Here is a 21194-nt window from a genome sequence, read left to right as displayed (position 1 = left end):
ACGCGCCCACCGACGGGACGGGAGGCGCGGTGCCAGCCCGCACCGCGCCTCCCGTACGCCGCCCCCTGCGCCGTGGTCCGCCACCGCGGGACGCGCCCCGTCCCTCCAGTCCGTGACCCACCTGTGCGATCGCACGTCGCGGTCGACTGTCGGTCCCGACCCCGTAGGATCGAGGCATGGCTTCGACGACCGCGCGCGGGCGAGCGAGGCGGACCGGGCGTCCGACGAAGGACGCCGAAGGCCGCATGTCGCTCGGGCAGCACCTCATCGAGCTGCGCAACCGACTGTTCCGCGCCGTGATCGCGATCGTCGTCGCCGCGGTCGGCGGGTGGTTCCTCACGCCGTTCGTGCTCGACGCGCTGCGGTCCCCGGTCTCCCAGCTCGCCAAGGTCGGCGGGCACACGGCCGAACTGAACTTCCCGATGATCACGGGCGCCTTCGACCTGAAGCTGCAGATCGCGATCACCATCGGCATCGTCATCGCGAGCCCGGTGTGGCTGTACCAGATCTGGGCGTTCATCGTTCCGGCGTTGGTCCGCCGCGAGAAGCAGTACGTCTGGGGCTTCCTCGGCACCGCGATCCCGCTGTTCTTCGCCGGCTGCTGGTTCGGGTGGTACATCCTGCCGCACGTGGTCGGCATCCTCGGCAGCTTCGTGTCGAGCCAGGACACCTCGATCGTGGATGCCAAGGCCTACTACGACTTCGTCATCAAGCTCATCGTCGCCGTCGGCATCGCGTTCGTCCTGCCGGTCTTCCTGGTGCTGCTGAACTTCGTCGGCGTGCTGTCCGCGGCGTCGATCATGAAGTCGTGGCGCGTCGCGATCCTCTGCATCCTGGTCTTCTGCGCCATCGTGACGCCGAGCGCCGACGTCATCTCGATGTTCCTGCTCGCCGTGCCGATGATCGTGCTGTACGTCGCCGCGTGCGCCGTGGCCTGGGTCCACGACCGCCGGGTGGCCAAGCGCCAGGCGAAGCTCGACGAAGAGTACGGACTGTGAGCACGACGGAACCCAGCGCTGCCGAACGGTTCCGGGCGGCGAAGGTCCGGAACCGGTCCCGCAACCTCGAACTGTTCCGCACCGACCTCCGGTTCGACCTCGACCCGTTCCAGTTCGCCGCGTGCGACGCGCTCGACCAGGGGCGCAGCGTCCTCGTGGCGGCGCCGACCGGTGCCGGCAAGACCGTCGTGGCCGAGTTCGCGATCTGGCTGGCGATGCGGCAGCCCTCGGCGAAGGTTTTCTACACGACGCCGATGAAGGCGCTGAGCAACCAGAAGTACGCCGAGCTCGTGGACGTCTACGGCGAGTCCGAGGTCGGGCTGCTCACCGGCGACACGAACGTCAATCCGCGGGCGCGCGTCGTCGTGATGACGACCGAGGTCCTGCGGAACATGATCTACGCGGACTCCGACCTGCTCGACGACCTCGCGTGGGTCGTCCTCGACGAGGTGCACTACCTCGCCGACCGGTTCCGCGGTGCCGTGTGGGAAGAGGTGATCCTCCACCTCCCGACCGAGGTCCGTCTCGTCTCGCTGAGCGCCACGGTGTCCAACGCCGAGGAGTTCGGCGACTGGTTGCAGACCGTCCGCGGCGACACCGACGTCATCGTCTCCGAGGACCGGCCGGTCCCGCTCGAGCAGCACGTGCTCGTCGGTTCGAAGATGGTCGACCTGTTCGACTCGAGCGGTGCCGCGGCGACGAACCGGGTCAACCCGGAGCTCCTGCGCCTCGTCGGCGGAGCCTCCCGCAGCGAGCGACACGGCGGTGGACACCGCGGTGGCCGCGGGCGTGGCGGCTACCACGACCGTCGCGGGCCCCGCACCGAGAAGCTCCACCGCGAGCGCATCGCGCACATGCTCGACGAGCGGATGCTGCTGCCGGCGATCTTCTTCGTGTTCAGTCGCAACGGGTGCGACCAGGGCGTCCGCAACGTCCTGCGTTCCGGCCTGTCGCTGACGACGGCCCAGGAACGCAACGAGATCCGCGAGACGGCGGAGTACCACTGCCGCACGCTCCTCGACGAGGACCTCGCCGTCCTCGGCTACTGGGAGTGGCTCGAGGGGCTCGAGCGCGGGGTCGCCGCACACCACGCCGGCCTGCTGCCCGCCTTCAAGGAGGTGGTCGAGGACCTCTTCCAGCGCAAGCTCCTCAAGGTCGTCTTCGCGACCGAGACCCTGGCGCTCGGCGTGAACATGCCGGCCCGCACGGTGGTCCTCGAGAAGCTCGAGAAGTTCAACGGCGAGGCCCGTGTGCCGATCACGCCGGGGGAGTACACGCAGCTGACCGGTCGTGCCGGCCGCCGCGGCATCGACGTCGAGGGGCACTCGGTCATCCAGTGGTCGGACGGCCTCGACCCGCAGGGCGTCGCCTCACTCGCCAGTCGTCGGACCTACCCGCTCAACTCCTCGTTCAAGCCGACGTACAACATGGCCGTCAACCTGATCGACCAGTTCGGACGGCAGCGCACGCGCGAGGTCCTCGAGACCTCGTTCGCCCAGTTCCAGGCCGACCGGTCCGTCGTCGACCTGGCCCGCAAGGTCCGGTCGCAGCAGGAGTCGCTCGACGGCTACCAGCAGGCGATGCAGTGCCACCTCGGGGACTTCACCGAGTACGCGGCCCTGCGCCGGGAGCTCTCCGACCTCGAGCGGACGAACGTCCCCGGCGGTCGCGAGGCCTCGCACGGCGCCCGGGCCGAGCGCCAGGCGGCCATCACCGACGTCCGGCGACGGATGCAGCGGCACCCGTGCCACGCGTGCCCCGACCGTGAGGCGCACGCGCGCTGGTCCGAGCGCTGGTACAAGCTCAAGCGCGCCAACGACAAGCTCGTGCAGCAGATCCGGTCCCGCACCGGTGCGGTCGCGACCACCTTCGACCGGGTCACGAACGTGCTGCTCCAGCTCGGCTACCTGGTCGACACCGGCAACGGCGAGGCCACGGTCGCCGCGGGCGGGCGACGCCTGCAGCGGATCTACGGGGAGCGCGACCTGCTCGTCGCCGAGTGCCTCGAAGCCGGTGTCTGGAAGGACCTCACCCCGGCGCAGCTCGCCGCCATGGCCGCCACGATCGTCTACCAGCCCCGCCGCGAGGACGCTCCCGGCACCGAGCACGCCCTGCCCCGCGGTGCGTTCCGGCCCGCGCTCGACGAGACCCTGACGATCTGGTCGCGCCTCGACGACATCGAGCGGGACGCCCGCCTCGCCGGGTCGCAGCCGCCGACCCCGGCCGCCGCGGTCGGCATGTTCCGCTGGGCGTCGGGCTCCGCGCTCGACGACGTGCTCCGCACGCTCGACCTGCCGGCCGGTGACTTCGTGCGCTGGTCGAAGCAGGTCATCGACCTGCTCGACCAGATCCGGAACGCCGGCGACGACGACCTCGCCCAGACCGCGCGGCGGGCGACGGACGCGGTGCGCCGCGGCATCGTCGCCTACGCGGCGGTCTGACAGGAGGCACGGTGCCGGTTCCCGAGTCCGACGTGCGCCCGCAGGGCGACGGATCCACTCCCCCCGGTGGCACGTCCGGTCGTGCGTCCGCGAACGCCGGTCCTGCGTCCGCGACCGCCCGTGGTGCGTCCGCCGGGGTCGGTCGCGGCGCCGCAGCGCTTCCTCCGGCAGGCCGTCGGTCGGACTTCGCCGCCCTCCCGCTCGCGCAGGCGTTCCCGCTCGCCGTGATCGGCGGCGTGCTCTTCGCACTCGCCTTCCCCTCGCCGGGCTGGTGGTTCCTCGCCTACCCGGCACTCGCGTGCATGCTGCTCGCCGCGATGGGCCAGCGCGCCCGGCGTGCGGCGTGGCTCGGCTACGTTGCCGGAGCGGCCTTCTGGATCCCCGCGATCTCGTGGGCCGGCCGCTACCTGGGGCCGGTGCCGTGGTTCGCGCTCGCGCTGTTCGAAGCCGCCTTCTTCGCACTCGGCAGCGTCGCGATCGCCCTCGCGTACCGCTGGGTCGCGCGCGTCCTGCCGTCGACCGCCGGACGTGTGTGGGGCCTCCCGGCCGTCGTCGCCGCACTCTGGACCGGACGCGAGTGGTTCTCGGGGAGCTGGCCCTACGGCGGCTTCGCCTGGGGACGCGTCGGCCTCTCGCAGTCGCAGGGCCCGTTCACGCACCTGGCCGCCTACGTCGGCGTCCTCGGCGTGACGTTCGTCGTCGTGTACTGCGTCGCCGTCGTCCTGTCGCTCGCGCTCGTCACGCCCAGGGCTTTGGGTCGCCCGGTCCGCGTCCCGTTCAGGGTGGCGACCGCCGGGCTGCTCGTCGCGGCGGTGCTCGCCGTGCCCGCGTGGCCGACCGCGACCGACGGCACGATCCGGATCGAGTCCGTGCAGGGGAACGGTCCGGCCGGGTACTTCGACCGGGCGGCTCCGGGCGCGGTGCTGAGCGCGCAGGTCGCGGCGACCGACGTCGACGCGAAGGGCGTCGACCTGGTGGTGTGGCCCGAGGGCTCCGCCGAGTTCGACCCGCGGCAGCAGCCCGTGATCGCATCCGCGCTCGACCAGGTCGTCGACGGCGTCGGTGCGCCGATCGTCGCCGGCGCGATCACGCAGACGCCCTCCGGGGTCCTGCACAACACCTCGTTCGTGTGGACGAAGGACGGCTGGCAGTCGTCCTACGACAAGAAGCGTCCGGTGCCCTTCGGTGAGTACGTGCCCGACCGGTGGTTCTTCTCGAAGCTCGCGCCGTCGCTCATCGGGCTGCTGCAGCGTGACTACACCCCGGGGACGAAGCCGAACGTCCTGTCCGTCGCCGGGATCAAGGCCGGGATCGCGATCTGCTTCGACATCGTCGACGACGGTCTCGCCATCGACATGGCGCGCGGGGGAGCGCAGGTCATCCTCGCGCAGACGAACAACGCGGACTTCGACGGCACCGACGAGAACCTGCAGCAGCTCGAGATCGCCCGGATGCGGGCGATCGAGACGGGGCGGTCGCTCGTGAACATCTCGACCGTCGGGGCGTCGCAGGTCATCGACCCGACCGGTCGCACGATCGACCGGGTGCCCGCCTACACCGCGACGTCCATGGTGACGGACGTGCCGCTCGGGACCTCGACGACGCCGGCGACCCTCGCATCGGGGTCCATCGCGCTCGTGCTCTCGCTCGGCGGGCTGCTCGTCCTGCTCGCCTGCGCCCCGTGGAGACGGCGCCGGGCTGCTCGTCGCGCCTGAGCCGACCAGTCGCGGGGGCCCGCCGTGGCTGTCGCGACCCGCCGCGGGGGCACGCCGCGTCAGAGCTGGCCAGCCGCGGGGCACGCCGTGGCCGTGGCGAGCTGCAGCAGCGGCTCGCTGGCTGTCCGGTGGGAATCCGCGTCCCGAGCGCCGGCACTGGGAGAGGACTGTGAATGCACCGGTCCGGGAGTGCAGGCGCGTGGGACAGTGTTGTGCAGGGCAGACGAGCGAGAGGAGCACACACATGGCTGATCGGAGTCTCCGCGGCATGCGGCTCGGGAGTCAGAGTCTCCAGAGCGAAGAGGGCGTCGAGCTCTCGGACCGCAAGCGAGCGGTCTACCAGACGGAATCGGGGGAGACGTTCGACATCGTCTTCTCGGCGGATGCGGACGTGCCCCAGACGTGGTCGGAGCCCCGCTCCGGACGTGAAGGACGACTCCTCGGTGACGACGGCATCCCCGTCGAGGTCGCCGAAGAGGACGTCAAGGCCCCCAGGACCCACTGGGACATGCTGCTCGAACGCCGTTCGCGCGAGGAACTCGAGGAGCTCCTGCAGGAGCGCCTGCAGTTCCTGCGTGCTCGACGCGGCGCCTGACACCGCACCTGAACAGGACGACGCCCGCCCCGGTCTGCCGGGGCGGGCGTCGTCGTGTTCGGTGACCGCGTCGTCAGCGGCGGCCGGAGCCGTCGCTGGTGCGGTGTCCGGAGGCGTCCGGACCGGCGTCCGTCGGGGCGGCCTGGTGCTCGTCCGCCGCGGCGTGCGTCGGGGCGGCGTGGTGCTCGTCGGCCGCGGCGTCACGAAGCTCGTCCGCCGCTGCCTCGTCGGAGGCCGCGAGGTGCGCGTCGACGCTGCGGTTCGACTCGGCCAGGCGCTGGTCGAGCTCGGACTCGGGGACGATGTCCGCCGCGGTGGCGTCCGGGCGGGGCACCGACGCGGCAGCCGCGTCGGCTGCGGCGGTGTTCGCGAGGCTCTCGTTGGCGAGCTTCGAGATGCGCGACAGGAAGTCGCCGCCGGCGGCGCCGCCCGCGACGGGTCCGCTGCCGGTGCGGCCGGTCGTGAAGCCCTTGGCGATGCCGGACAGCGCCTCGGTGAACTCGCTCGGGATCATCCAGAGCTTGTTCGCGCTGCCCTCGGCGATCTTCGGCAGCGTCTGCAGGTACTGGTACGACAGGAGCTTGTCGTCCGGGTCGCCGGTGTGGATGGCGTCGAACACCGTGGCGATGGCCTGTGCCTCACCCTCGGCGCGGAGGACCTGGGCCTTCGCGTCACCCTCGGCCGCGAGGATGGCGGCCTGCCGCTGCCCCTCGGCCTCGAGGATCTGGGACTGCTTCGTGCCCTCGGCCTGCAGGATCGCCGCACGACGGCTCCGTTCGGCGCGCAGCTGCTGTTCCATCGCGTCCTGGATCGACACGGGCGGCTCGATGGCCTTGAGCTCGACGCGGCCGACGCGGATGCCCCACTTGCCGGTCGCCTCGTCGAGCACGACGCGGAGCTGGCCGTTGATGTTGTCTCGGCTGGTCAGCGCCTCTTCGAGGTTGAGGCCACCGACGACGTTGCGGAGCGTGGTGGTCGTGAGCTGCTCGACCGCACCGAGGTAGTTCGCGATCTCGTACGTCGCCGCACGGGCGTCGGTGACCTGGAAGTAGACGACCGTGTCGATCGAGACGACGAGGTTGTCCTCGGTGATCACCGGCTGCGGCGGGAAGGACACGACCTGCTCGCGCATGTCGAGCAGCGGCCGGAGCCGGTCGATGAACGGCACCAGGAGGTTCAACCCCGGGTTGAGGGTCTTGTGGTACTTCCCGAGGCGTTCGACGATGCCCGCGGTCGCCTGCGGCACGATCCGGATCGCGCGGGACAGGACGACGATCACGAAGATGACGACGACCAGGATGAGGACGAGCAGAGCGATCGTCCCGGCTGAGATGGTCACGAGGTGGCCCTTTCTCCGAGGCGGACGACAGCCGTCGACCCCTCGATGGACTCGACGACCACGGGGGTCCCGAGCGGCGGTGTTCGGTCTGTGGAGCCGGCGGCGATGCGGGCGCTCCAGGTCTCGCCGTTGGCGAGGCGGACCTGTCCGGGCGACGACGCGGTGAACGCGACGGCGACGGTGCCGGGCAACCCGATGAGGCCCTCGACGTTGGTGCGGTGCGGGTCGGCGTTCCGGCCGAGCGCGGTCAGCAGGCGCGGGCGCACCAGCAACAGCAGCAGCAGGGCGACGCCGGCGGCGACGATGGCGGACAGCCACCACGGGGCACCGAGCAGGGCGGCGACGAGGCCCCCGGCGGCGCCGGCCGCGAGCATGATGAAGATGAAGTCGAGCGTGAAGATCTCGACCACACCCAGCAGGAGCACCAGTCCGATCCAGACGACGGTCTGGATCCAATCGATCCCGTTCACGCGATCTCCCTCCCTCGGTCGCGCGCGGCTGCTCGCTGCGTCGCGACGGCCGGTCCAACTCCGTTCAACATATCACCTCAGTGCTGCGGCTGCCCGGTGGTTGGTAGGCTCGTCGGCGGCCGAACCGCCGAACCAGACCTGGAGAACACGACTGTGAGCAACCCTCTCGCCCCCGGATCCCTCGCCGACAAGCGCGCCCTCGTCACGGGGTCGTCCCGCGGCATCGGAGCCGACACCGTCGGGTACCTGGCCGAGGCCGGCGCCAAGGTCGTCGTGAACTACCGGAACAAGGCCAAGCGTGCCGAGCAGATCGCCGAGAAGATCGTCGCGGCAGGCGGATCGGCCCTGGCGGTCGGCGCGGACCTCACCGACCACGACTCCGTCCAGGCCATGGTCGACACGGTCGTGGGGGAGTGGGGCGGCATCGACCTGCTCGTGCTCAACGCCTCGGGCGGCATGGAGTCCGGCCTCGGCGAGGACTACGCCCTCCGGCTGAACCGCGACGCACAGGTCGACATGCTGCAGACCGCCGTCCCGCACATGCCCGCCGGCTCACGGGTCGTGTTCGTCACGAGCCACCAGGCGCACTTCGTCGAGACGGCCGAGACGATGGACGAGTACGTACCGGTCGCCAAGAGCAAGCGTGCCGGCGAGCTCGCCCTGCGCGAGCTCGTGCCGCAGCTCGACGCCGCGGGCATCGAGTTCGTGGTGGTGTCCGGCGACATGATCGAGGGCACGATCACCGCGACCCTCCTCAACCGCCTCAACCCGGGAGCGATCGAGGGGCGCCGTGCCGAGGTCGGCAAGCTCTACAGCGTCTCCGAGTTCGCCGCCGAGATCGCTGCGGCGGCCGTCGAGCCGATCCCCGCCGACCACACCAAGCTCGTCGGCGACGTCAGCGGCTTCGTCGGCTAACGTCGGACGGGTGACTGCGAAGCCCGGCCTGCGCCGCACCTCCCGGATCGTCCTGCTCGACCCCGACGGTCGCGTGTTCCTCATGGACACCAACTCACCGTCGTCGGACGGCGCCCACCGCTGGATCACGCCGGGCGGTGGCGTCGACCCGGGCGAGGACCACCGCGACGCGGCGATCCGCGAGCTGCGCGAGGAGACCGGCATCGTCATCGACGAGCCGGGGGAGCCGGTGTGGTCCTGGGACTTCACCGTCGAGTGGGACCTGGCCGACCACGACCGCGGCCACGCGGAGTTCTACGTCGTCCGGACGCCCGGCTTCACGCTGTCGGACGCCGAGTGGACCGATGACGAGCGGGTGGACATCCTGCGCGCCCGGTGGTGGACGGCGGACGAACTCGACGCGACGGACGAGCCGTTCGAGCCGGCGGAGCTCCCCGAGCTGGTCCGTCGGTACACGACGACCTGATCCCCGCTCGTTCCGGACCGGAACCACCCTCTGGAGCGTCCGTTCCGCTCCGGAACCGTCCTGTGGAACGTGACACGTCACCGCTACGCTGTGATCATGGAACCGAGCGCCGAGCACGCCGCCGACAGCCACGACCGCATCAGGGTCCGGGGTGCGCGTGAGAACACGCTCCGGGACGTCGACGTCGACCTGCCGAAGCGACGACTGACGGTCTTCACCGGCGTGTCCGGTTCGGGCAAGAGCTCCCTGGTCTTCGCGACGATCGCGGCCGAGTCGCAGCGCATGATCAACGAGACGTACAGCGCCTTCGTGCAGGGGTTCATGCCGTCGCTGGCGCGTCCGGACGTCGACGTACTGGACGGGCTCACCACGGCGATCGTCGTCGACCAGGAACGCATCGGTGCCGACCCACGGTCCACCGTCGGCACCGTGACGGACGCGAACGCCATGCTCCGCGTCCTCTTCAGCCGGCTGGGCACGCCGCACGTCGGGGGACCGAACGCCTTCTCGTTCAACCTCGCGACCGTGACCGCGGGTGGCGCGATCACGGTGCAGAAGGGCAAGGACGCCAAGGCCGAGAAGGTCTCGTTCTCGCGCCTCGGCGGCATGTGCGCCGACTGCGAGGGTCGCGGGACGGTGACCGACATCGACCTCACCCAGCTGTTCGACGACACGAAGGCGCTGTCCGACGGTGCGATCACGGTCCCGGGCTACGGCACCGACGGCTGGAACGTCAGGATGTTCGCCGAGTCCGGGTACTTCGACAAGGACACCCCGATCCGGGACTTCACCGACGCCGAGCGAGCGGACTTCCTGTACCGCGAGCCGACGAAGCGGAAGATCGCCGGCATCAACATGACGTACGAGGGACTCGTTCCGCGCGTGCGCCGCTCGCTCCTGCAGAAGGACCGCGAAGCGATGCAGCCCCACATCCGGGCGTTCGTGGACCGCGCGGTCACCTTCACCACCTGTCCGGCGTGCGGGGGCACCCGGCTGAACGACGTCGCCCGCTCGTCGACGATCGCCGGCAAGAGCATCGCGGACGTCTGCGCCATGCAGATCACCGACCTGGCCACCTGGCTGCACGGACTCGACGAGCCGACCGTCGGGCCGTTGCTGGACGGCCTCCGCGACGCCGTCGACTCCTTCGTGGAGATCGGTCTCGGCTACCTCTCGCTCGACCGTCCCACCGGGACGCTGTCCGGGGGAGAGGGGCAGCGCGTCAAGATGGTGAAGCACCTCGGCTCGTCGCTGAGCGACGTCACGTACGTGTTCGACGAGCCGAGCACCGGCCTGCACCCGCACGACATCGAGCGGATGAACGCGCTGCTGCTCCGGCTCCGTGACAAGGGCAACACGGTGCTCGTCGTCGAGCACAAGCCCGAGGTCATCGCGATCGCGGACCACGTCGTCGACCTCGGACCCGGTGCGGGCAAGGACGGTGGCACGCTCTGCTACGAGGGGCCGGTCGACGGCCTGCGCTCGAGCGACACGGTGACCGGTCGGCACCTGGACGACCGGGTGCGCGTGAAGGGCGTCGTGCGCGAGCGGACCGGCGTGCTCGCGATCCGCGGTGCCGACGCCCACAACCTGCAGGGGATCGACGTCGACGTCCCGACCGGGGTGCTCACTGTCGTGACGGGTGTCGCGGGCTCCGGCAAGAGCACGCTGATCCACGGGTCACTGGCACCCCGCGACGGTGTCGTCGCGGTCGACCAGGGTGCGATCCGGGGGTCGCGTCGGAGCAACCCGGCGACGTACACCGGACTGCTCGAACCCATCCGCAAGGCGTTCGCCAAGGCCAACGGTGTGAAACCCGCCCTGTTCAGCGCCAACTCCGAGGGCGCCTGCCCCGCGTGCAACGGTGCCGGTGTCGTCTACACCGACCTCGGCATGATGGCGGGGATCGCGACCCCGTGCGTCGAGTGCGACGGCAAGCGGTTCGACCAGTCGGTGCTCGAGTACCGGCTCGCCGGCAAGGACATCAGCGAGGTCCTCGCCATGCCCGTGGCCGACGCGGCGGCGTTCTTCGCAGCAGGGGAGTCGCGGATCCCCGCGGCGCACGCGATCCTCGCCCGACTCGTCGACGTCGGTCTCGGGTACCTCACCATCGGCCAGCCGCTCACGACCCTGTCCGGCGGCGAGCGGCAGCGACTCAAGCTCGCGATGCACCTCGGTGACCCCGGCGGCGTCATCGTGCTCGACGAGCCGACCACCGGGCTGCACCTGGCGGACGTCGAACAGCTGCTCGGGCTGCTGGACCGGATGGTCGAGGCCGGCCGGACCGTCGTCGTCATCGAGCACCACCAGGCCGTGATGGCGCACGCCGACTGGCTCATCGACCTCGGCCCCGGCGCGGGTCACGACGGTGGTCGTGTGGTCTTCGAAGGCACCCCGGCCGCACTCGTCGCGGCGCGGTCGACGATCACGGGGGAGCACCTCGCCGCCTACGTCGGAACCTGAAACGGGGTACGGCGGACCACGAGGAACCTGAGCGCCAGCTGGCCGAGCGGTCTAGCGTCCGGGCTGACGCTCACGTCCTCTGGTCCGCGGCTGCCCGGCCGTCGAGAGCGTCCCTGACCGAAGGAGCTCTTCATGTCCACGAATGGATACCCGCCCGCACGGAACGGTGCTGCGCCGGCCGCGAGCGGTGGCAACGGCATCGCGATCGGTTCGCTCGTCCTCGGCATCGTCGGGGTCGTCTTCTCGTTCCTGTTCGTCTGGATCGGTCTCATCGCGGGGATCGTCGGCCTCGTGCTGGGGATCATCGCCCGTCGTCGTGCGGTCGGCAGCCGTGGGATGGTCCTCGCCGGCATCGTCCTGAGCGCCATCGCGATCGTGCTGTCCATCATCCTGATCATCGTCGCGCTGGCGGTCGTCGTGCCCGCCGTCACCAACAACTGACACGACGAGCGCCGGTGACCGACGACAGCTCCTGACGGGTCACCACCTCGTGACCGAACGCCCCGACGGCCCGTGCCGGCGGGGCGTTCCGTCGTGCACAGCCAGGGAGTTCAGGACGCACGGTCGGCCGGGTGCGCGTTCCGGACCGGCGGATGCCCGCCCAGGTGTGCCCGCGTACGGTCCGTCACATGAGCTACAGCCAGCCTGACCCCGCCGAAGAGACCACGCACGCCGAGGAGCCGGAGCAGCCGGACACAGACCGGTCGAACCTCGAGGAACACGGCGAGGAGCACGCCTCGCTGGAGATCGACGCGGACGACGTCCCCACGAGCGGCGACGACCAGTCCTGAAACCCATCCGGGGTTCTGTGTAGTGCGCCGATAATGCATATTATGTCAACTCGTGGAACGAGGAGCATCGATCGTGCTCGTCCCCACCCGTTGCTCGACCGCACGATCGGCTCCGCGACGACCACCCCCGGCCGCGCGGCATTGCTCCGACCGAACCCCGGACTTTCTACGTTTCGGACGAGAACCCGCGCCTCCGCGGAGAGCCACTCGACTCCAGCAGGCCCTCGTTCTCGATCTGCCATGCGGACCGGTGAGTCAGCAGGATGACCACCGCGAGAGACCAGCTCGGCAGGAACCGTCGGAGCCGGGCCGTCCGAGAGACGTTCCCCGGCCGAGAGAGTCAGAACACCGCGACCGTCATGCCGGCGGACGTCGCCGGCCGGTCCATCGCGAGGATCGCCTCGGGGAGCTCGTCGAACCCGATCGTCCGACCGATCGACTCCGCCGGGCGGAGACGACCCGCGACGACGTCGTCGAGCATCGCGGCGTACTCCCCCACGGAGATGCCGTGACTGCCGAGCAGCTCGAGCTCGTCGCCGATCACGCGGCCCATCGGGATCGCCGGCACGGCCTCGTGGTCGAGCAGCAGCCCGACCTGGACGTGCCGACCGCGCGGCCGGAGTGAGTCCACCGCAGCGACGGAGGTGGCACGGCTGCCGAACGCGTCCACGGAGACGTGCGCACCACCACCGGTGACGGTCCGGACGGCGTCCGCGACCGCGTCGTCCATCGGCACTGCGATCGCGCCGAGGGCTTCCGCACGTGCGAGCGCTGCGGGCGAGACGTCCACCGCGACGACGTCCGCTCCGGCGGCGACCGCGACGATGACGGCCGACAGCCCGACTCCCCCGCAGCCGAAGACGGCCACCCACTCCCCCTCGGCGACCCGTCCCCGGGCGTGCAGGGCGTGGTACGCGGTGCCGAAGCGGCAGCCGAGCCCAGCGGCCTCGGCGAACCCGACGACCTCCGGCAGCGCGACGAGGTTCACGTCCGCGTGCGGGACCACCACTGCCTCGGCGTACGAGCCCGGGAGCGTGAAGCCCGGCTGCTGCTGCCGGGTGCACACCTGCGTCGCGCCGTCCAGGCACTGCTCGCACTCGCCGCACGCGAAGACGAACGGCGCGGTGACCCGGTCCCCCACGGCGAATCCCCGGACGTCCGATCCGACCGACGACACCACGCCGGCGAACTCGTGCCCCGGGACGTGCGGCAGGTGCACCGAGTCGTCGTGCCCCTTCCACGCGTGCCAGTCGCTCCGACAGACACCGGTCGCGGCGACCCGGACGACCACGCCGTCGCCGGGGGCGGTCGGGTCCGGGACCTCGACGACTGCGGGGACGGAACCGAACTCGTCGTACTGGACTGCGCGCATCCGGCAATCCTGACAGACGGAGCCCGACGTGCGTGCTGTCCACAGATCGCGGATCGGCCGTTGCGGGCGGGACGCGGCCGCCGCTTCACTGGCTGCATGAACGGACTGCGCTTCTCCGCCGACCCCGACGACCTCGACGTCGCCCGCGTGCACCGCTGGTTGAGCGAGGAGTCCTACTGGGCCCGCGGCCGTGATCGTGCGACGCAGGACGCGATCATCGCGGGCTCGCGGAACTTCGGGGTGTACGACGACGACTCGGGGCAGCAGCTCGGGTACGCGCGTGTGATCACCGACGGCGTGACGTTCGGCTGGCTCGCCGACGTCTTCGTCGACCCGGGAACGCGGGGCCGCGGGGTCGGCGTCGCCCTCGTGCGGGGTGTCACCGAGGCGATCGAGCCGCTCGGGCTGAAGCGGTTCGCGCTCTTCACCGCCGACGCCCACGGGTTGTACGAGCGGTTCGGGTTCCGCCCGCTCCCCGACGCCGCGGGCTGGATGATGCGTCCCGGCCCCGGGTTCGGTGCCGACGTGCACGACTGAACCGGGCGCTCTGCGACCCGGCCACGGGACGGGGCGAGCTCGCCCCGTCCCACGCGCGCCGTGCCTCCAGGCCGTCCCGCCCGCGGTGGGGACGCACTCGGTGAGCAGAAGGTGTCGGGTCCGTCCGTCAGACCCGACTTCTCCTGCTCACGAAGCGGCCACGGGGCGCGCGCGGCGTGCCCCGTGGCGCGCCTCCGCCCCGCCCCTCAGTACGCGATGCGCCCGTCCCGGTCGTGGAACTCCCCCGTGGGGCCGTCCGCGCCGATCGTCGCCAGCGCCACCGTGGCGTCCGTCCCCTCGGTCACGGTCTGGTGTCCGCCGAAGCCGTTGAACTCCGTCGCCGTGTACCCGGGGTCGCTCGCGTTCACCCGGAACCCGGGCAGGTTCTTCGCGTACTGCACGGTGAGGGCGATGAGCGCCGCCTTCGACGCCGCGTACGGCACCGCCGGTACCGGGTACTCGTCCCGACCCGGGGTCGTCAGCCACCGCGGGAAGCCCACACCCGAGGCCACGTTGACGATGACCGGGTTCGCCGACTCCCGCAGCAGCGGCAGCGCAGCCTGCGTGACCCGGACGACGCCGGTCACGTTCGTGTCGAGCACCGCCGTGATCGCGTCGGCGTCCAGGTCGTCGACCCCGAACGACGTCCCGAGGATGCCGGCGTTGTTGACGAGCACGTCGAGTCCGGGCAGTTCGCCGACCGCCCGCTCGACCGAGGCCTGGTCGGTGACGTCCAGCTGGACGACGTGCGCGCCGAGGGCCCGCGCTTCGTCCCCGGTGTCGGGGTCGCGCATGCCGGCGTACACGGTGTGCCCGGCCTCGACGAGGCGGCGGACGGTCTCGAGCCCCAGGCTGCGGTTGGCTCCGGTGATGAGTGTCGTTGTCATGCCCCCAGCCTCCGCCCCCGTGGCCGGGTCCCCCAGGCACCGCTCGACAGTGGGACCACCAGTACCAGGCAGGCCGGGAGGCGCAGGTCGAGGATGGTGGGCATGAGCGAGTTCGCGAGTGTGCTGCGTTCCTGGCGCGACCGGGTCCGTCCTGAAGCGGTCGGCCTGCCGGCCGGGTCCGGTCGACGGACGCCCGGTCTCCGTCGTGAGGAGCTCGCCGCCCTCGCCGGTGTCAGCGTCGACTACATCGTCCGGTTGGAACAGGGGCGGGCGACGAACCCGTCCCCGCAACTGCTCGGCGCGCTCGCCACCGCACTCCGGCTGTCCGATGCGGAGCGTGAGCACCTCCACCGGGTCGCGGGGACCGCGCTGCCGTCCCGCCGGATGGTCCCGCGGCACGTCACGCCGGGCGTGCAGCGGATCATCGACCGCCTCGGCGACGTCCCGCTCGCCGTCTTCACCGCCGCGCACGACATCATCCTGTGGAACGCCCTCTGGGCCGCGATGACCGGTGACCCGTCGCGGTACACGGGCATGGACCGGAACCTCGTGTGGCGGCACTTCATGCACGGGCACGACGAGGTCGAGTTCGACGACGAGCACCAGGAGGAGTTCTCGAGCGATCTCGCGGCCGACCTCCGTGCCGCGGTGGGCCGGTACCCGGCGGATCGCGACCTCGCGGAGCTCGTCGCCCGCCTGCGTCGCGAGTCACCCGAGTTCGAGCGCCGCTGGGACACCGGCAGGGTCGCCGAACACCGCGCGAGCCGCAAGCGCGTGCACACCTCGGTCGGCCCGATCGAGATCGACTGCGACGTGCTGAGCGTGCCGGGTGGGGACCTCCGCATCGTCGTCTACACCGCCGTGCCGGGCACCGAGGACGCCGCGAAGCTCGACCTCCTGCGCGTCACCGGTCTGCAGGAACTCACGCCGAGCTGAGCACGACCCTACCGAACGCCGCCGGCAACCTCCGCTCCGACGTGTCAGCGCGCCTCGGCGAGCAGCGCGTCGACGGCGGCGAGGACCTCGGCGACCTCGGTGCGGGTCGTGTAGTCGACGTGGACGTCCGCGAAGCGCACGACGCCGCCGGCGTCGATGACGAACACCGACGGGAACGGGATCGCGGCGGTCGCGTCCGCGTTGCTGTCCGCGACGTCGAACCCGAGCGCCGTGTGCGCACCACGCGCCGCGGCACTCGGCTCCGTCACGATGCCGAACCGTCCGGCGAGCTCGTTCTCCGGGTCGGTGAGGACCGGGAAGGCGAGTTCGCCGTTCGCGATGGACTGCTCCGCGGCCTCCGGTGTCTGGGGCGACACGGCCACGAGCCGGGTGCCGCGGCCCTCGAGCGCGGGCAGCAGCTCCTGCTGGTACGTGCGCAGGGTGATGTTGCAGTAGGGGCACCAGGCGCCGCGGTAGAAGACGAGCACGGTCGGCGCATCGCCACGGACGGCGGAGAGCGAGGTCCGTTCTCCGGTCGGCGTCACGAGGGGGGCGTCCGGGGTCGTGTCGCCGACGCCGACGACGTCCCCTGGCACGCCCGCGGCACGGAGGTCCCGCTGCTCACCGTCGAACACCGCGGACAGGTCCGGGCCGATCTGGGCGGTGAAGCCCTCGTTGAATTCGTGCACCTGGCGGGCGATGGTCTGTTCGGTCACGGTCGGGCTCCTCGATGACGGGTTGTGCTGGCCACGGTGCCAGTGGATGGAGCGTAGGCAGGCGCGTCCGCTCCTGGCGCGATCGGCGTCACAGAGCGTCATGCCGCGGTGAACACCAGCGACGCGTTCTGCCCACCGAACCCGAACGAGTTGTTCAGCGCCGTTCGGATCGGCACCTCTCGCGCGGCCCCCGCGACCACGTCGAGCTCGACGGACGGGTCGAGGTGCTCGAGGTTCAGGGTCGCGGGGACGATCCCGGTCTCGATCGCGCGCAGGGCGAGGATCGCCTCGACGGCGCCCGCCGCACCGAACAGGTGGCCGATCGCTCCCTTCGGTGCGGTCACGACGGCGCCCGTGCCGACGGCGCGGGCGATGGCCGCGGCCTCGCCGACGTCGCCGACGGGGGTGCTCGTCGCGTGTGCGTTGACGTGGTCGATGTCGGCGCCGGTCAGCCCGGCCATCCGGATCGCCGCCGTCATCGCGCGCTCCTGCTCGGAGCCGTCGGCGAGCGGCGCGGTGATGTGGAAGGCGTCCGACGTGATGCCCCAGCCGGCGAGGGTCCCGTGCGACGGCCGACGACGGGCGGCGGCGTGGTCGGCCCGTTCGAGCACGACGAACCCGGCGCCCTCCCCGAGCACGAACCCGCGGCGGTCGGCGTCGAAGGGTCGCGAGAGTGTCGTCGGGTCGGCGTCGCCGGGCTTCGCGAGCGCCTGCGACTGGGCGAACGACGCCATCGTCACCGGCGTCACGGCCGCCTCGGTCCCGCCGGCGATGACCACGTCGGCCTCCCCGGTGACGATGAGTCGCGCGGCCGTCGCGATCGCCTCGGCACCGGACGCGCAGGCCGACACCGTGGTGTAGGCGCCGGCACGTGCACCGAACGCGATGCTGATCTGCGCGGCGGCGGCGTTCGCCATGAGCATCGGCACCGTGCGCGGCGACACCCGACGTGCCCCTGACGTCCCGAGCACGTCGTGCGCGTCGAGGAGGGTCTCCACTCCCCCGATCCCGGTGCCGACGACGACGGCGAGCCGATCCCCCGCCACCTCGGGTGCGCCGGCGTCCGCCCATGCCTCCTCCGCGGCGACGAGGGCGAGCTGCTGGCTGCGGTCGAGCCGGTTCGCACGGACCCGTCCGAGCGCGGCGTCGGCGTCGAGTGCGGCGGCGGCCCCCACCCGGGTCGGCACCTGGTCCCAGTGCGCTCCGGTCCGGTCGAGGACGCGCACGCCCGAGCGACCGGCGACGAGGGCGTCCCAGAGCGTGTCGACGCCGTGGCCGAACGGCGAGACCGCCCCGTAGCCGGTGATGGAGATGTGCACGGGTGACTCCTTCTTGTACGTTGAACAAGTTGAGTTGTACCACGTACAATTCCGGCATGGCAACCACGAGCGACCTTCCCGGCACCCCGCGGGGTGCGGCCACGCGGGCACGCATCCTCGCCGCGACCGCCGGGCTGCTCGGTGCTGGCGAAGGCGGTCGGCCCACGCGGCGGACGATCACCGTCAGCGAGATCGCGAGGGCCGCGGGCGTGTACCCGAACCAGATCACGCACCACTACGGCTCGAAGGACCGCCTGGTGCTCGACGCCGCGTTCGCGCTCTTCCTCCGCGACACCACGCGCCTGCAGGCCGCCGGGCGTCGAGCCGGCAGCGCCGAGGCGTTCCGCCGGGTGCTCGCGCGGACCGCCCTCGCGATGCCGTCGACCCCGCTCGTCGTCCGGGCCCTCGCCGCGGCGGGCGACGACGCCGCGCAACGCGACCGGGTCCGGCTGCTCCTGCAGGTGTTGTTCCGCCAGTCGGAACGCTACCTCGAGCGGGTCGTCATCGAGCACGGGTGGACGAGCGGGAGCGGCGTCGGTCGTGACGCACGGACGTTCTGGAGCGCGGTGTTCGGCGCCACGCTCCTCGCCGACGCCGGGGTCACCGGCGGCCCGTCCGACCTCGACCTCGCCGGGACCGTCTCGATCCGCGAGATCCGCGAGATCCGCTAGATCCGGCGCCTCGCTGGAACCCGGACGGGTCCGGTCACTCGCCGAAGCCGGAACGGACGAGCGCCACCAGGGCGTCGACTGCTTCGGGGGCGTCCTGCCCGGTGCCCTCGATCGTGACGGTGGCCCCCTTCGGCAGCGCGAGCGCCATGATCGCGAGCAGGCTCTTGGCGTCCACCCCGTTCACCCGCACGGCGGCCGCGAACTTCGCGGCCGTCTTCACGAACTCCGCGGCGGGCCGGGCGTGCAGCCCGCTCTCGTTCACGAGTTCCACCGTCTCGGACGCGGCCGCCTCGTCGACGGGCGGCGTCCCGGAGACCGGTGCCGCGCCTCCAGGACCGTCGTCGGACGCACTGGAGGCACGGCTCGCGTCCGTCCCGGAGGCTGCGGCAGACGCGGCAGCGGCCAGGACCGCGTCGACGTCGCCGCCGGTCTGCGCGGCGACCGCCGCGGCGACCGTCCCCTCGACCAGCGGAGCCGGCGAGACGTGCACGCGCGCCCGGGCGTCGTCGTCGAGGAAGTCGAGCGCGGTGTCGGTCGTGAGGTAGGCGGATCCGAGGTCGCACAGCACGACCACGGAGTCGGCCGCACCCAGTTCCTCGATGCCGGCCGTGATCGCCTCGAACGAGGTCCCGATCCCGCCGTCGTCCGTGCCGCCCGCGGCGACCATCGGGACGTCGGCGGCCATCTGCCGGGCCAGCTCGACGGTGCCGGTCGCGATCGACGCGCTGTGCGAGACGACCAGGATGCCGACGCTCACGCGGCGTCCACGGCCGCACGGAGGATGTAGACCGTCGACTGCGCGCCCGGGTCACGGTGCCCGACCGCGCGCTCCCCGAGGTAGCTGGCCCGACCCTTGTGGGCGACCAGCGGGTCGGTCGACTCGGCGCCGGTGGCGGCGGCGTCCGCCGCGGCCGCCAGCACCCGCTCCGGTGCGTCGCCGGCTGCTGCGGCGGCTGCCGCGGCGTCGACGGCGGGCGACCAGGCGTCCACCATCGTCTTGTCGCCGACGGCGGCCTTGCCCCGCGACACGATGCCGTCCCGCGCGGCGGTCAGGACCTGGACGAGCGTGTCGGCGTCGAGCTCCGTCTTGTCGCCCGCAGCCTGTGCTGCCTTGAGGTACGCGGTCCCGAAGAGCGGCCCGGCGGCCCCGCCGACCGTCGAGATGAGCTTCGTCGCGACGACCTTGAGCACGGCTCCGGGGGTGTCGAAGGAACCGGCGTCCACGGCCTCGAGCACGGCGCGGAAGCCCCGGTCGAGGTTCTCGCCGTGGTCGCCGTCACCGATCTCGCGGTCGAGCGTGACGAGCTCGGCCCGGTGGTCGTCGATCGTGGCGGCGGTGCGTCGGACCCAGTCGATGGCCCATGCGGTGTCGAGCGCCAATTCGGTGTTCCTTCCTGGAGGGTGGGCGGTGGGTCAACGTCCCCAGCGCAGTGCCGGGGTCTCCACCGGTGCGTCCCAGAGGGCGGTGAGTTCGTCGTCGAGCACCGTGACGGTGAGCGAGAACCCCTGCATCTCGAGGGATGTCACGTAGTCGCCGACCAGGCTACGCGCGACGTCGTGGCCGCGGTCGGTGAGGACCTCGGCGGCGCGTCGGTACACGATGTACAGCTCGGACAGCGGTGTGCCGCCCATGCCGTTCACGAGGAGCAGCAGCTTCGACCCGGCGGGAGCGGCGAGGTCGGTGAGGATCGGTTCGAGCACCCGGTCGACCAGCTCGTCGGCCGGCGCCATCGGGATGCGCTCGCGGCCGGGCTCGCCGTGGATGCCGATGCCGAGTTCGACCTCGTCGTCGGCGAGGGTGAACGACGGCTCGCCGGCGTGCGGCACCGTGCCGGAGGCGAGCGCGAGCCCCATCGAACGGGTGACGTCGTTGACGTGCCGCGCCACGGCGGCGACGGCGTCGAGGTCGTCGCCGCGCTCGGCTGCGGCGCCGGCGCACTTCTCGACGACGACGGTCCCGGCGACTCCGCGCCGGCCGGCCGTGTAGAGCGAGTCCTGCACGGCGACGTCGTCGTCCACCACGACCGACTCGACCCGGATGTCGTCCATGCCGGCGAGCTCGGCGGCGGTCTCGAAGTTGAGGACGTCCCCGGTGTAGTTCTTCACGATGTGGAGCACGCCGGCTCCCCCGTCGACGGCCTTCGTCGCGGCGACGATCGGGTCCGGGGTGGGGCTCGTGAAGACCGGCCCGGGCACCGCGGCGTCGAGCATGCCGTGTCCGACGAACCCGGCGTGGAGGGGCTCGTGCCCGCTGCCGCCGCCGCTGACGATGCCGACCTTGCCCGACACCGGGGCGTCCGCGCGGTGGATGTGGATCGGGTCCTCGACGAGGACGACGTGTCCGGCGTGCGCGCGGGCGAACCCGCGGACGGTTTCGTCGACCACGGCCTGCGGATCGTTGATGAGCTTCTTCATGCTGACCTCCACGGGGTGCGGGCGATCGCGAGGCAGCACCGCCGTCGTCGACCGGAGTGCCCTCAATGTACATCGCCACCCCGGGCGACCGTTCCTGCCGTGTGCACGTTCGTGCAGGCCGCTGAGGGGTGCCTACCGACCTGGGATG

The 21194-nt window shown here is 71.7% G+C and carries 21 protein-coding genes; 12 read left to right on the top strand and 9 right to left on the bottom strand.

The genetic code is table 11. From position 1 onward, the window contains the following. Window positions 1-245 precede the first annotated feature (245 nt). From tatC to ACIQUC_RS02785, 4 genes are all read left to right on the top strand, one after another. Window positions 246-998: a twin-arginine translocase subunit TatC gene (gene tatC / locus ACIQUC_RS02800; RefSeq protein ID WP_402263809.1), complete on the top strand. Its 753-nt coding sequence runs from the start codon at window positions 246-248 to the stop codon at window positions 996-998. Then, complete coding sequence (locus ACIQUC_RS02795) at window positions 995-3439, top strand: DEAD/DEAH box helicase (RefSeq protein ID WP_402262978.1); 2445 nt, start codon at window positions 995-997, stop codon at window positions 3437-3439. Before tatC ends, ACIQUC_RS02795 begins: the two co-directional genes overlap by 4 nt. A gap of 11 nt (window positions 3440-3450) precedes the next feature. Next, entirely contained in the window at window positions 3451-5154 is a 1704-nt protein-coding gene (gene lnt, locus ACIQUC_RS02790) for an apolipoprotein N-acyltransferase (protein WP_402262975.1), read from the top strand. A gap of 244 nt (window positions 5155-5398) precedes the next feature. Beyond that, a complete protein-coding gene (locus ACIQUC_RS02785) occupies window positions 5399-5749 on the top strand; it encodes an RNA polymerase-binding protein RbpA (RefSeq protein ID WP_070419007.1) in 351 nt (116 codons plus the stop codon). Window positions 5750-5822: 73 nt separating this feature from the next. Here ACIQUC_RS02785 and ACIQUC_RS02780 read toward each other — a convergent pair whose 3' ends face one another. Further along, entirely contained in the window at window positions 5823-7088 is a 1266-nt protein-coding gene (locus ACIQUC_RS02780; RefSeq protein ID WP_042723840.1) for an SPFH domain-containing protein, read from the bottom strand. Continuing rightward, on the bottom strand, window positions 7085-7558 hold the full coding sequence (locus tag ACIQUC_RS02775) for an NfeD family protein (RefSeq protein ID WP_042723839.1): 474 nt from the start codon (window positions 7556-7558) through the stop codon (window positions 7085-7087). The genes ACIQUC_RS02780 and ACIQUC_RS02775 overlap by 4 nt, the downstream gene beginning before the upstream one ends. A gap of 153 nt (window positions 7559-7711) precedes the next feature. On the opposite strand from ACIQUC_RS02775, the gene ACIQUC_RS02770 reads away from it, so the two are divergent. The 5 genes from ACIQUC_RS02770 (at window position 7712) to ACIQUC_RS02750 (ending at window position 12193) form a co-directional block, all read left to right on the top strand. Further along, window positions 7712-8473, top strand: coding sequence for an SDR family oxidoreductase (locus tag ACIQUC_RS02770; protein WP_022907286.1), 762 nt, complete (start codon window positions 7712-7714; stop codon window positions 8471-8473). Between the two features lie 10 nt (window positions 8474-8483). Next, a complete protein-coding gene (locus tag ACIQUC_RS02765; protein ID WP_402262970.1) occupies window positions 8484-8939 on the top strand; it encodes an NUDIX hydrolase in 456 nt (151 codons plus the stop codon). A 96-nt stretch (window positions 8940-9035) separates the two neighbouring features. Next, a complete protein-coding gene (locus tag ACIQUC_RS02760; protein ID WP_402262968.1) occupies window positions 9036-11402 on the top strand; it encodes an ATP-binding cassette domain-containing protein in 2367 nt (788 codons plus the stop codon). 132 nt (window positions 11403-11534) lie between these two features. Next, on the top strand, window positions 11535-11843 hold the full coding sequence (locus tag ACIQUC_RS02755; RefSeq protein ID WP_402262965.1) for a hypothetical protein: 309 nt from the start codon (window positions 11535-11537) through the stop codon (window positions 11841-11843). A 188-nt stretch (window positions 11844-12031) separates the two neighbouring features. Then, entirely contained in the window at window positions 12032-12193 is a 162-nt protein-coding gene (locus ACIQUC_RS02750) for a hypothetical protein (protein ID WP_022907282.1), read from the top strand. 340 nt (window positions 12194-12533) lie between these two features. Here the strand turns inward: ACIQUC_RS02750 and ACIQUC_RS02745 are convergent, their stop codons facing one another. Then, window positions 12534-13565: an alcohol dehydrogenase catalytic domain-containing protein gene (locus ACIQUC_RS02745; protein WP_402262961.1), complete on the bottom strand. Its 1032-nt coding sequence runs from the start codon at window positions 13563-13565 to the stop codon at window positions 12534-12536. 96 nt (window positions 13566-13661) lie between these two features. Between ACIQUC_RS02745 and ACIQUC_RS02740 the strand changes: the two genes are divergently transcribed. After that, window positions 13662-14102: a GNAT family N-acetyltransferase gene (locus ACIQUC_RS02740; RefSeq protein ID WP_402262959.1), complete on the top strand. Its 441-nt coding sequence runs from the start codon at window positions 13662-13664 to the stop codon at window positions 14100-14102. 206 nt (window positions 14103-14308) lie between these two features. Here the strand turns inward: ACIQUC_RS02740 and ACIQUC_RS02735 are convergent, their stop codons facing one another. Next, entirely contained in the window at window positions 14309-14989 is a 681-nt protein-coding gene (locus tag ACIQUC_RS02735) for an SDR family NAD(P)-dependent oxidoreductase (protein WP_402262956.1), read from the bottom strand. Window positions 14990-15091: 102 nt separating this feature from the next. Between ACIQUC_RS02735 and ACIQUC_RS02730 the strand changes: the two genes are divergently transcribed. Then, window positions 15092-15925, top strand: coding sequence for a helix-turn-helix transcriptional regulator (locus ACIQUC_RS02730; RefSeq protein ID WP_402262953.1), 834 nt, complete (start codon window positions 15092-15094; stop codon window positions 15923-15925). A 44-nt stretch (window positions 15926-15969) separates the two neighbouring features. Here the strand turns inward: ACIQUC_RS02730 and ACIQUC_RS02725 are convergent, their stop codons facing one another. Beyond that, window positions 15970-16641 (bottom strand): peroxiredoxin-like family protein, encoded by a 672-nt coding sequence (locus ACIQUC_RS02725; RefSeq protein ID WP_022907275.1) that lies wholly within the window; start codon window positions 16639-16641, stop codon window positions 15970-15972. 98 nt (window positions 16642-16739) lie between these two features. After that, window positions 16740-17960, bottom strand: a complete 1221-nt coding sequence (locus tag ACIQUC_RS02720; protein WP_402262950.1) for a beta-ketoacyl-[acyl-carrier-protein] synthase family protein — start codon at window positions 17958-17960, stop codon at window positions 16740-16742. Between the two features lie 56 nt (window positions 17961-18016). Here ACIQUC_RS02720 and ACIQUC_RS02715 point away from each other — a divergent pair, with 56 nt between their 5' ends. Next, window positions 18017-18631, top strand: a complete 615-nt coding sequence (locus tag ACIQUC_RS02715) for a TetR/AcrR family transcriptional regulator C-terminal domain-containing protein (RefSeq protein ID WP_402262947.1) — start codon at window positions 18017-18019, stop codon at window positions 18629-18631. 34 nt (window positions 18632-18665) lie between these two features. Here ACIQUC_RS02715 and dhaM read toward each other — a convergent pair whose 3' ends face one another. Genes dhaM through dhaK form a run of 3 tightly spaced genes read right to left on the bottom strand, consistent with a single transcriptional unit; the run spans window position 18666 to window position 21046 of the window. Beyond that, window positions 18666-19388 (bottom strand): dihydroxyacetone kinase phosphoryl donor subunit DhaM, encoded by a 723-nt coding sequence (gene dhaM, locus ACIQUC_RS02710; RefSeq protein WP_402262944.1) that lies wholly within the window; start codon window positions 19386-19388, stop codon window positions 18666-18668. After that, window positions 19385-20011, bottom strand: a complete 627-nt coding sequence (gene dhaL / locus ACIQUC_RS02705) for a dihydroxyacetone kinase subunit DhaL (RefSeq protein WP_402262941.1) — start codon at window positions 20009-20011, stop codon at window positions 19385-19387. Before dhaL ends, dhaM begins: the two co-directional genes overlap by 4 nt. 33 nt (window positions 20012-20044) lie before the next feature. Further along, a complete protein-coding gene (gene dhaK, locus ACIQUC_RS02700; protein WP_031262554.1) occupies window positions 20045-21046 on the bottom strand; it encodes a dihydroxyacetone kinase subunit DhaK in 1002 nt (333 codons plus the stop codon). Window positions 21047-21194 lie beyond the last annotated feature (148 nt).

Source organism: Curtobacterium sp. NPDC098951 (genome assembly GCF_044759965.1).
In the GTDB taxonomy this organism is placed as follows: domain Bacteria; phylum Actinomycetota; class Actinomycetes; order Actinomycetales; family Microbacteriaceae; genus Curtobacterium.
Note: the sequence above shows the minus strand (reverse complement) of the source record. Positions and strands in the feature narration are given on the sequence as shown.